The organism is Janthinobacterium glycogeni, assembly GCF_051380725.1.
Lineage (GTDB): Bacteria > Pseudomonadota > Gammaproteobacteria > Burkholderiales > Burkholderiaceae_D > Janthinobacterium.
Genome location: NZ_JBNYXP010000022.1, coordinates 34338 through 45319, shown reverse-complemented (window position 1 = coordinate 45319; position 10982 = coordinate 34338). Strand labels below are relative to the sequence as shown.

At 59.6% G+C, this 10982-nt stretch carries 10 protein-coding genes and 1 rRNA gene; 7 read left to right on the top strand and 4 right to left on the bottom strand.

All coding sequences use genetic code 11. From position 1 onward, the window contains the following. Positions 1-99: ribosomal RNA gene (locus ACQ4W4_RS27200) — 16S ribosomal RNA — on the bottom strand; the annotation flags it as partial. Positions 100-687: 588 nt separating this feature from the next. Here ACQ4W4_RS27200 and ACQ4W4_RS27195 point away from each other — a divergent pair. The 3 genes from ACQ4W4_RS27195 (at position 688) to ACQ4W4_RS27185 (ending at position 4157) form a co-directional block, all read left to right on the top strand. Beyond that, positions 688-1980: a sensor histidine kinase gene (locus tag ACQ4W4_RS27195; RefSeq protein ID WP_070219461.1), complete on the top strand. Its 1293-nt coding sequence runs from the start codon at positions 688-690 to the stop codon at positions 1978-1980. A 68-nt stretch (positions 1981-2048) separates the two neighbouring features. Next, positions 2049-2807: a LytR/AlgR family response regulator transcription factor gene (locus tag ACQ4W4_RS27190; protein ID WP_034751497.1), complete on the top strand. Its 759-nt coding sequence runs from the start codon at positions 2049-2051 to the stop codon at positions 2805-2807. A gap of 159 nt (positions 2808-2966) precedes the next feature. After that, a complete protein-coding gene (locus tag ACQ4W4_RS27185; RefSeq protein ID WP_436544609.1) occupies positions 2967-4157 on the top strand; it encodes a PAS domain-containing sensor histidine kinase in 1191 nt (396 codons plus the stop codon). Positions 4158-4202: 45 nt separating this feature from the next. Here ACQ4W4_RS27185 and ACQ4W4_RS27180 read toward each other — a convergent pair whose 3' ends face one another. From ACQ4W4_RS27180 to ACQ4W4_RS27170, 3 genes are all read right to left on the bottom strand, one after another. Further along, positions 4203-5150, bottom strand: coding sequence for a porin (locus tag ACQ4W4_RS27180; RefSeq protein WP_436544608.1), 948 nt, complete (start codon positions 5148-5150; stop codon positions 4203-4205). Positions 5151-5335: 185 nt separating this feature from the next. Then, the gene (locus ACQ4W4_RS27175) at positions 5336-5986 is read right to left on the bottom strand and encodes a class I SAM-dependent methyltransferase (protein WP_436544607.1); all 651 of its coding nucleotides are present in this window, start codon (positions 5984-5986) and stop codon (positions 5336-5338) included. 61 nt (positions 5987-6047) lie between these two features. Further along, positions 6048-6989 (bottom strand): CysB family HTH-type transcriptional regulator, encoded by a 942-nt coding sequence (locus tag ACQ4W4_RS27170; RefSeq protein WP_034751505.1) that lies wholly within the window; start codon positions 6987-6989, stop codon positions 6048-6050. A 160-nt stretch (positions 6990-7149) separates the two neighbouring features. Between ACQ4W4_RS27170 and ACQ4W4_RS27165 the strand changes: the two genes are divergently transcribed. The 4 genes from ACQ4W4_RS27165 (at position 7150) to ACQ4W4_RS27150 (ending at position 10973) form a co-directional block, all read left to right on the top strand. Then, positions 7150-7923: a sulfite exporter TauE/SafE family protein gene (locus tag ACQ4W4_RS27165; RefSeq protein ID WP_436544606.1), complete on the top strand. Its 774-nt coding sequence runs from the start codon at positions 7150-7152 to the stop codon at positions 7921-7923. An 82-nt stretch (positions 7924-8005) separates the two neighbouring features. Beyond that, positions 8006-9694: a nitrite/sulfite reductase gene (locus tag ACQ4W4_RS27160; RefSeq protein WP_436544605.1), complete on the top strand. Its 1689-nt coding sequence runs from the start codon at positions 8006-8008 to the stop codon at positions 9692-9694. Next, positions 9687-10247 (top strand): DUF934 domain-containing protein, encoded by a 561-nt coding sequence (locus tag ACQ4W4_RS27155; RefSeq protein WP_436544604.1) that lies wholly within the window; start codon positions 9687-9689, stop codon positions 10245-10247. The genes ACQ4W4_RS27160 and ACQ4W4_RS27155 overlap by 8 nt, the downstream gene beginning before the upstream one ends. 9 nt (positions 10248-10256) lie before the next feature. Next, a complete protein-coding gene (locus ACQ4W4_RS27150; RefSeq protein ID WP_436544603.1) occupies positions 10257-10973 on the top strand; it encodes a phosphoadenylyl-sulfate reductase in 717 nt (238 codons plus the stop codon). Positions 10974-10982: the final 9 nt, after the last annotated feature.

The following is a 10982-nucleotide window of genomic DNA, read 5'->3' as shown; positions in this document are numbered from 1 at the left end:
CCACTCGCCACCAGAGCAAGCTCCGTGCTGCCGTTCGACTTGCATGTGTAAGGCATGCCGCCAGCGTTCAATCTGAGCCAGGATCAAACTCTTCAGTTTAATCTCTGTTACTTTGCCATTTTATTGGCACCGTCATTACTGACGGGTCGCTCACTCAAAAAACTGACAGGCCACTACTTGCGTAGCGCCTATTTCATTATTTCTTGTGAACATTTGATATATTTTAAGTATTACGCCAATCCGAAGATTGACGCTGCACTGACATCAAATGCCCACACTTATCGACTGTTAATTGTTAAAGAACTGTATTCGGTTACTGCTTATTTACTGCTCTCGCGCTATCGACAAAGCGTTGTGTTTGTCAACTGCGAAGAAGGAAGAGTATGAAGCGTTTCGGCTAATTCGTCAACCTTCTTTTTTCTCACCGTACTCAGCATTTGCATGCGTCGTTCAGCGAGGGGGCGAATTATAGCCGTGCCCCGCACTCTCCGCAAGGGCTATTTCCCCGCCCTCACCGCCCAGCAAGCCTTGCCTTCACTTCAAGCGCCTTTTTGTGCAGCCTGTCGCAATCGGCTGGCGTAGTTCGTGGTGTTTAGGCACAGTGGCAGCATCAGACTCTGACGCTACTCAACAAAGGGTTAAACTTGCCCGCTGCGTCAATTAACTCTTGTACTTGAAAGTGCCCCCATGCTTCCGATTTCCAGCCTGCCCCAATTGTTGAAAACCATCCTCGCTTGGTTGCAACGGGCATTCGACGCGACGACGACCTGGGTCACCCAACTGTCTTGGTGGAAATTCTTCCTGTTCGCTGCACTGGCTCTGATCGCCGGCTCCATTTTGCAAGATGAGCTGTTCTCGTCCAGCCCGGACGAGGAAGTGGTCATCAAGTCGCATAAACGCAGCAGCAAGGGTTCGGGGGAAACCAATATCCTGATCGACGATACGGGCATCCATTTCAATCCCCGCAACGGCAAGAACCGCCGCAGCAGCGCGGCCGAGGCGGCCAGCGATCCAGCCGATGCCGCCGAGGCGGACGCAAAAGCCAGTGCCGTGCCGCCGGAACCGCCGCAACCACCAGCCGCCCCCGCCAAGCCCAACTATCCGGTGACCACCAATGCTTCGGGGGAAGAAGTCCATATTGAATTGCCGCCGCAAATCGGCGAAGAGCTATCGAATGCCATCGAAGAAGCGGTCGATGATGCGGCGGAACAAAAAGTGTCGCGCTACCACCAGCAAGCCTCGACCTGGTTCAAGAGCTTCGTCTCCTTGCTGGTGTTGGCCCTGTTCGCCATGAAGGCCCTGGTCGGCGGCAAGAAACGCGCCGAAGCGGAAACCGTCACCGCGAATGAGGCGGCCGAGCGCGAATCCATGCAGCGCCAGCTCAGCGAAGCGAAGATGCAGATGATGCAGGCGCAAGTCGAGCCGCACTTCCTGTTCAACACGCTGGCCTCCGTCGAACACCTGATCCAGGTCGATCCGCCGCGCGCGGCCAAGATGCAGCGCAGCCTGATCCAGTATCTGCGCGCCGTGCTGCCGCAAATGCGCGACAACGCCCTGATTACCAACCTGGGCCGTGAAGCGGACATGGTGCAAGCGTACTTGAACCTGCTGAAAATGCGGATGGAAGAACGCCTGACCGTCGACTTCCAGATTCCCGATGGCCTGCGCAGCGCCGCCTTCCCGCCCATGATGCTGCAATCGATGGTGGAAAATGCCATCAAGCACGGCCTGGAAGTCAAACCGGAAGGCGGCACCTTGCGCATCGTGGCCGAAGTGGCGCACAGCAAGCTGCGCGTGACCGTCACCGACGACGGCCTGGGCTTTGGCGTGGTGCCCAGCGATGGCACGGGACTGGGTTTGCCCACCATACGCGAACGCCTGAAGCTGCTACATGGCGACGAGGGCAGCCTGACCATTACGCCAAATCAACCGTCCGGCGTGTGTGCCGTGATCGAAGTGCCATATCAATTGTCCAAGTAAGACAGAGTAGTTGATAAAAACGCTAAATCATTGAATAATCAATCTTCGCCTGTTCACACTTGAGACCTATGCCTACCGCTATTATTGCCGACGACGAAAGACTGATGCGCGACCAGCTGCGCCTGCGCCTGGGCCAGGCCTGGCCTGAACTGGAAATCATCGGCGAAGCCAAGAATGGCGACGAGGCGATCGAACTGGTGGAACAACTCAAACCCGACTTTGCCTTCCTCGATATCCGCATGCCGGGCAAGACGGGCATGGAAGCGGCGCAAGTAATAGGCAGCAAGACGCATATCGTCTTCGTCACGGCCTACGACAGCCACGCCGTCGAAGCCTTCGAGCGCGGCGCCGTCGACTACGTGCTCAAGCCGCCCGAGCATGAGCGCCTGCTCGTGACGGTAGAGCGTCTGAAAACGCACTTGAACAAGCCAGCCCTGGACGTCAACAGCAGCGTCACGGCCATGCTGTCGCAGCTGGCGGAAAAAATCACGGCCAAGCCCACCTACCTGCAATGGATACAGGCCAGCATCGGCCAGGATTTACGCATGATCCCCGTGGAAGAGATCCTGTTCTTCCGCTCTGACGAGAAATACACCTGCGTGCAGACCGCCAAGTATGAGGCGCTGATCCGCAAGCCCGTGCGCGACCTGGCCGAAGAGCTCGACCCTTCGCTGTTCTGGCAAATCCACCGCGCCACCCTGGTCAACGTGAATGCCATCGAAGGCGTGACGCGCGACATCCGCGGCCGCCATCTGGTACTCATCAAAGGCAAGTCCGACAAGCTCGAAGTGAGCCGCAGCTTCCTGCACCTGTTCAAGCAAATGTAAGACTCCGCCGCCGCCCGGCCCAGGCCGGCGCGGCACGCCACTCTCTTCTGCTCCCTTCCTGCGCCATATCAAGCCGCGCCGCGCCAACAGGCATAGGCTACATAAAATCCTGCCTGCCACTGTCTTGCCTGCCTTCGCTCACGTTCGCAAGGAGATACCATGCCCGACCGAGGCAGTCCCGCACTGCTGCGTATCTTGCCGCTGGGTATGGCGGCAGCGCTTTTGCTGTGCCTGTTTCCTCCACTGAAAGCCCGCCGGCAGCAGCAGGCGCGCGGACAAGCCATCATCGACAGCGCCAGCGACGCCATCATCAGCATCGACAGCCAGCAAATCATCCTGCATGCAAACGCGGCGGCGGCCAGATTGTTCGACGACACGCCGGCCGGCATGCGCGGCATGCGCCTGGGCCACTACATCCTGCGCGACTTGCGTACCCTCGGCGGCCTGGGCAAGCACGATGGCGAGCCGCCGTTTGGCGATATCAGCCAGGAACTGCGCCTGACGGGCCGGCGCGCCACCGATTACACCTTGACGGGACGGCGCAGCGACGGCGCCATGTTTCCCCTGGAAGGATCGCTCTCGGCCATGCAGGAAGACGGCCATAGCGTCTTTACCATCATCGTGCGCGACATCAGCGCGCGCCAGCAGATGCATGAGCAGCTGGCCCGCTCCTTTTCACAATTGCGTGAACTGTCGAGCGCGCTGCAAACCATCCGTGAAGAAGAACGCAAGCATATCGCGCGCGAATTGCACGATGACCTCGGGCAATTGCTGGCCACCTTGCGCGTCGACCTGACCCTGGTGCGCCAGCACACGGAGACCACCCCGTCCCTGCAAGCGTTGCTGCACAGCATGGACGGCTTGCTGGTGACGGCCATCACCTCGCTGCGGCGCATCGCCAGCAACCTGCGTCCGCGCGCACTCGATGAAGGGGGATTGTATTTTGCACTGCAAAAACTGCGCCACGACTTCCTGCTGCGCCGCGCCATCCATTTCGACTTGCTGGCCGACGAGGCCGACCTCGTGCTCGACGACGCGCGCAGCACGGCCATTTACCGCATCGTGCAAGAAGCGCTGACGAATATCGCGCGCCATGCCGAGGCCAGCCACATCACCATCGCCCTGCACCGCATCGATTCCACGCTGGCCATCACCATTCAGGACGACGGTCGCGGCATCGCCGAACACGACCTGGAAAAGGCCACAGCACTGGGCTTGCTGGGCATGCGCGAACGGGTGTGGGGCTTGAGCGGCAGCATCCATATCGGCGCCGATAGCGAACTGGGCGGCACACGCATCGACATCTCGCTGCCCATGCATGCCGAGGCGGCATCTGCGGCGATGCAATAAAAAAGGCGCCCGCAGGCGCCTTTGCTTCGTCACATCGAATGATGCTTAGAATTTGTGTGCCAGACCGATCTGATACGAAGTCAGCGACTTGACGCGCTCGCGGCCAGCGTAGGCGTACACGTCGGTGCGCTTCGACAGGTGGTAGTCGTAGCCGACGCCGAATTCCTTGATGGTGTCCTGATCCTTGACCTTGTTGTTGCTTTGCTCTTGCTTGCCATACGACACTTTGGCATCGCCGCCGCCAACCGTGTAGTTCAGACCGATCAGGTAGGACTTGAATTCGCCAGTCGTCGCAACCTTGGTGTCGCCTTTCGAGTAGGCGGCCGTGATCTTGGCCGGGCCGAATTTATAGCCGCCACCGATGGACCACAGGTCAGGCTTGGCGGCCGTTGCCGTTGCTTGTACGGCTTTCTCGTAGCCGGCGTGCAAGCTGATCGGGCCATTGTCGTAGGTTGCCAGGCCGATCACACCCGCGTCAGCGCTGTTGACTTCGCTCAGCACGTATTGCAGGCTGCCCACGAAACCTTCAAAGCTTGGGCTGTTGTAAGTCACGGCATTGTTGACGCGCGACGTGCCAACGCCCGAACGCAGCAGGGTTTCATTGTTCTTGCCGACGACGCCGTAGGTGTTGAATGGGTCGACGCGGGCGATGGTGCCATCGACCAGATTCTTGGTGCGGCCCAGGATGGCGGTACCAAACGCGCCTTTCAAGCCCACGTACGCTTGACGGTCGAACAACACGCCTTTTTGCGCACCGGTGTCAGCCAGGAATTCACTTTCCAGGTTGAAAATTGCGGACAGGCCGCCACCCAGATCTTCCGTACCCTTGAAACCGAGGCGCGACGCATTGTTTTCGCGTTGTACCGTCGGCTGGCCAGTGGTCTTGGCGATACCAAGGTCAACCAGACCATACACGGTGACGTTCGATTGTGCTTGCGCCGTGGCTGCTGCGAAGGTACCGATGATCAATGCTGCCAGAGTAATTTTTTTCACTTGAGATTCTCTACATTAGGTTGGACAAGAATGGTGCTGCTTAGCTGCTGAACCGAATCATGCCCACGAAATACTTCAACAATATGACATCGACAAGATGTTGTTTTTTGGAACAATATCTTGTTAGATAAAAACAACAGGCGAAAAAAAACCGCCCGCAGGCGGTTGTTCTTGCCGTGCCGGCCTTATTTCAGGCGGCAGCTCAGCAGCCAGTAGTATTCCAGGCGCTTCATGCGGATTTCGCGGGCCGAGTGGGCAAACTTCTTGCGCAGGTGACTATCCGATGGGAAATTTTTCAGCACTTCATAGCGCTCGCCCCCCTCCGTCGTGCGGAATTGGTGGGTATTGCCTTCCAGGTCGGTGCGCGCGATGACCGTGCTGCTGCCGTCGACATAGGAATTGTCGATCAGCACCAGCAGGATGTCCTTGCCCAGCTTGCTGCGCAATTGCTTCAGGTATTTGTCCTGGTCTTCGCGCTTGACGTGGGACCACCAGAAGCCGGCGAACACGGCCGTGAACTTGCCCAGCATGTCGTCGGGCAAGTTAAAGGCGTCGAGCTTGGCGAAGCTGACGTTGTCGGGCAAGCCGCGTGCCTGGGCCAGCGCCAGCATTTCATCGTTGATATCGGTAGCCAGTACGGACTCGGCCGACTCGGCGACCACTTCCGTCCAGTAGCCCGTGCCGCAAGCCAGTTCCAGCACGGTATGGCCTTCCAGCACGTCGGCGACCTTGTCGCGCAACACTTCCAGGTCTTCCTGGCGTTCGGGCTTGTCATAGACGCGCTCGTACTGCTGCGCGATGGTGGCGTAATATTTGGCAAGCTGATCGGTAATCATTGTTTCTTCTCTTCTTAAATAATCTTGGCCAGGCACCTCGCCCGGCCGACTTCATGCATTGTTATAGTTCGTAGTGCTCTTTATCACCGCTCATCGCCTGCTCGATGAGCTTGCGGTTCAAGGTCGGCGTCAGCAACTCGATAAAGGTATAAATATAGCTGCGCAAATACGCGCCCTGCTTGACGGCCACGCGCGACACATTCATGCCGAACAGGTGCCCGACAGGGATGGCGCGCAAGCCTTTGTCGCGCTCGGCATCGAAGGCCATACCCGCTATGATACCAATCCCCATGCCCAACTCGACATAAGTCTTGATCACGTCCGCGTCGATGGCTTCCAGCAAGATGTCCGGCTTCAGGCCGCGCAGCACGAAAGCGTGGTCGATCTTGTTGCGTCCAGCGAACGCGCTGTCATAGGTAATCAGGGGGAAGGCGGCGATTTCTTCCAGGGTCACGGACTTCGATTTGAGCAGCGGATGATCGACCGGCACCACCACCACGTGTTCCCATTGATAGCATGGCAAGGTGATCAGGCCATCGATGGCGGCGATCGATTCCGTGGCGATGGCCAGGTCCGCCTGGTCGCGCTGCACCATCTCGGCGATCTGGCGCGGGTTGCCTTGCAACAAAGATAGGCGTACCTTGGGAAACTTCAACATGAATGCCTGCACCACCTTGGGCAAGGTGTAGCGGGCCTGCGTATGCGTGGTGGCGATGGTGAAGCTGCCGCTGTCCTGTGCCGCGAATTCCTTGCCGATGCGCTTCATGCTGTCGATTTCCTGCATGATCAGCTCGACGGACTCCAGCACCAGGCGGCCCGGCTCCGTCAAGCCGCGGATGCGCTTGCCGTGGCGCGTAAAAATATCCACGCCCAGCTCTTCCTCCAGCTCGATGATGGCTTTCGATACGCCCGGTTGCGACGTGAACAAGGCCTTGGCGGCGTCCGTCAGGTTGTAATTCTGCCGGACCGCTTCGCGCACGAAGCGCAGTTGATGGAGATTCATTGCTGGTTTGCCCTAGATTGCCGTGATTTGCCGAGTTTCCGCCCCACCCATGATTTTGCATGCATGCATATACGCATATCGCATATAAGCAAATGCGTACTTAGTAGTTTGGATTAAACGCCAAGTTTATTACTATTGCGGGTACTTTGGGGGTGAAAGCATGACTTTGTCTTATATAGTCTCAGGATTTGCCGTAGGATTACTCGTAGGAATGACTGGCGTGGGCGGCGGCTCGCTGATGACGCCGCTGTTAACCCTGCTGTTTGGCGTACCGCCATCCGTGGCCGTGGGGACCGACCTGGCCTTCGCCTCGATCACCAAGAGCGCCGGCACCCTGACGCACCGCCTGCGCGGCACCATCCGCTGGGATATCGTCAAGCGCCTGTGCATCGGCGCCCTGCCCGCCGCCGTCATCGCGACCCTGGCGCTCAAATCGTTCGGCACCCTGTCGCCGGAAATCGGCAAGATCATCCGTTACTCGATCGCCGGCTCCGTGCTGCTGACCGTCGTGGCACTCATTTTCAAGGGCCGCATGCTGGCCTGGATCAATGCGCATCCTGAGAAACAATTACAAGGAAACAAGCTTGCCGCCGCAACCATCATTGCCGGCGCCGTGCTGGGCGTGCTGGTGACGGTCTCCTCGATCGGCGCCGGCGCCATCGGCGCAACCTTGCTGGTGATGCTGTATCCACGTATGAGCTCGGCCGAAGTGGCGGGCACCGACATCGCCTACGCCGTGCCCCTGACGGCCATCGCCGCCCTCGGTCACTGGTGGCTCGGCTCCATTCACTGGGAATTGCTGGCCTCCTTGCTGGTCGGCTCCCTGCCCGGCATCACGCTCGGCTCCTGGGTCGCCCGCTCCGTGCCGGAAAGGTTTTTAAGAGTCTTGCTGGCGATGACCTTGACCGGCGTGGCAGTAAAGCTAATCTATTAATTGACCGAACAAGTGACAAGAGCAGTATCAAGAACATAATCCCAGGCAATCTTCCAGCACCCCGGCTTTTTTAGGAATTGATATGTACCATTACGATCAGTACGACCACCTCATCATCAAAGAACGCATCGCCCAGTACCGAGACCAGGTTGCGCGCCGTATCGCCAATGAACTGACGGAAGAGGAATTCATTCCGCTGCGCCTGCAAAACGGCCTGTACATGCAGCGCCATGCCTACATGCTGCGCATCGCCGTGCCGTACGGCTTGCTGTCGTCCAAGCAGATGCGCATGTTCGCGCACATCGCGCGCAAGTACGACCGCGGCTATGGCCACTTCACCACGCGCCAGAACATCCAGTTCAACTGGATCGAGCTGGAACAGACGCCCGATATCCTGACGGACCTGGCATCCGTGGAAATGCACGCGATCCAGACCTCCGGCAACTGTATCCGTAATACAACATCGGACCCCTACGCCGGCGTCGCGGCCGATGAAATCATCGATCCGCGCCCATACGCGGAAGTATTGCGCCAGTGGAGCACCTTCCACCCCGAGTTCATCGCCCTGCCGCGTAAATTCAAGGTCGCCATCAATGGCGCCGAGGAAGACCGCGCCGCCATCGCCGTGCACGACATCGGCTTGACGGCCGTGCGCAACGCCGCCGGCGAAGTGGGCTTCAAGGTGATGGCCGGCGGCGGCATGGGCCGCACGCCGATCCTGGGCAGCGTCGTGCGCGAATTTTTACCGTGGCAGCATTTGCTGACCTACATCCAGGCCATCATGCGCGTGTACAACTTGCACGGCCGCCGCGACAACAAATACAAGGCGCGCATCAAGATCCTGCTGAAAGCCATCGGCGTGGAAGAATTCACGCGCCAGGTGGAGGCAGAGTGGGTCGATCTGAAAGATGGTCCGGAAACCTTGACGACCGAAGAGATGCAGCGCGTGGCGGACTTCTTCAATCCGCCCGCCTACCTTGCCCTGCCGGAACTCGACTACAAGGCCGAACACGCTGACAACAAGGCCTATGTGAACTGGCTGGCGCGCAACGTCAAGCCGCACCAGCGCCCAGGCTACGTGGCCGTGGTACTGTCGCTGAAGAAAACGGGCGTGCCGCCGGGCGACGCGACGGCAGAGCAGATCGACTTCGCGGCCGATCTGGCCGACCGCTACAGCTTTGGCGAACTGCGCGTGACGCATGAGCAGAACCTGGTGCTGGCCGACGTGGAGCAATCGAAACTGTTCGCACTGTGGCAGGAAGCCAAGGCGCACGGCCTGGCCACGCCGAACATCGGTCTGCTGACCGACATGATCTGCTGCCCGGGCGGCGATTTCTGCTCGCTGGCGAATGCCAAGTCCTTGCCGATCGCGGCCGCCATCGCGGAACGCTTCGACAGCATCGACTTCCAGCACGACATCGGCGAGATCGAACTGAATATTTCCGGCTGCATCAATGCCTGCGGCCACCATCACGTGGGCAGCATCGGCATCCTCGGCGTCGACAAGGATGGCAGCGAATGGTATCAAGTGTCGATCGGCGGCGCGCAAGGCAACAACGCGGCCATCGGCAAGATCATCGGACCATCGTTCTCTTCCCTGCAGATGCCTGAAGTCATCGGCCGCCTGCTGCACGTCTACGTGCGCGACCGCCACGAGGGCGAGCGCTTCGTCGACACGGCCCAGCGCCTGGGCCTGGCGCCGTTCAAGGAACACGTATATGCAACGCCGATCACCGTCGGCAACCTGGTGGGAGAAGACGAATATGTTTGAAGTACGCGAAGAAATCATCAAGAACGCCGCCGTGGTGCCGAATCCCTGGGGCTTGCTGCGCCTCGATGAGACCGACACGCCGGAAACGGTCGTCGTGCCTGCGGGCAAGGTCATCGTGCCCCTGCCCGTATGGCAAGCCCAGCGCGAAACGCTGCTGGCGCGCCTGCCCGACATCGGCGTCTGGCTGGCCAGCGACGAGCGCCCGGAAGAACTGGCGGCCGACGTGGCGCAGCTGCCCGTCATCGGCGTGGACTTTCCGAAATTCACGGATGGCCGTGGCTACTCCATCGCCTTCAACCTGCGCGCCCGCTTGGGTTTCCAGGGTGAACTGCGCGCCATCGGCGACGTGCTGCGCGACCAGCTGTTTTCCATGCACCGCGTCGGTTTCGATGCGTATGCGACGCGCCCGGACCGCAGCATCCATGACGCCCTGAAAGGTTTGTCCGTCTTTTCGGAAACCTACCAGGCGTCGTGGGATCAGAAGTCGCCGCTGTTCCGCCGCCACCACCGCGAAGGCCAGAATCCTGACCTCGACAACGCGTCCGGCATCTGAGGACCCATCATGAGCGATCTGACTTCTTTGATTGACGCCACCGAGCAAACGCTGACACGCATCGCCGCGGATTTTTCGCCGGCCGTGTTCGCGTCCAGCCTGGCAGCCGAAGACATGGTGCTGACCGACATGATCCTGAAGGCGAAGCTGCCCATCGGCATCTTTTCCCTGGAAACGGGCCGGCTGCACCAGGAAACCCTGGCCGTGCTCGACAAGGTGAAAACCCGCTACGGCCACGATATCACCCTGTACCGCCCGCAGCCGGAGCTTGTCGCCGCCTACGTGGAACAGAACGGTCTGAACGCCTTCTACAACAGCGTCGAGATGCGCCGCGAATGCTGCCGCATCCGCAAGGTCGAGCCGCTGGGCCGCGCCCTGGCCGGCAACAAGGCCTGGGTGACGGGCCAGCGCCGCGCCCAGTCCACCACGCGCGCCGAATTGCACGTGCAGGAAGAGGACGCGGCGCACGCGATGACGAAATTCAATCCGCTGGCCGACTGGTCCGAGCAGGATGTGTGGGACTATATCCGCGCCAACGACGTGCCGTACAACGCGCTGCACGACCAGGGCTATCCGTCGATCGGCTGCGAACCGTGCACGCGTGCAGTGCAGCCGGGCGAGGACGTGCGCGCCGGGCGTTGGTGGTGGGAAAACCCGGATTCCAAGGAATGCGGCCTGCACATGGTGGACGGCAAACTGATACGCATCAAATCCGTGGCAGCCTGAACAGAAACA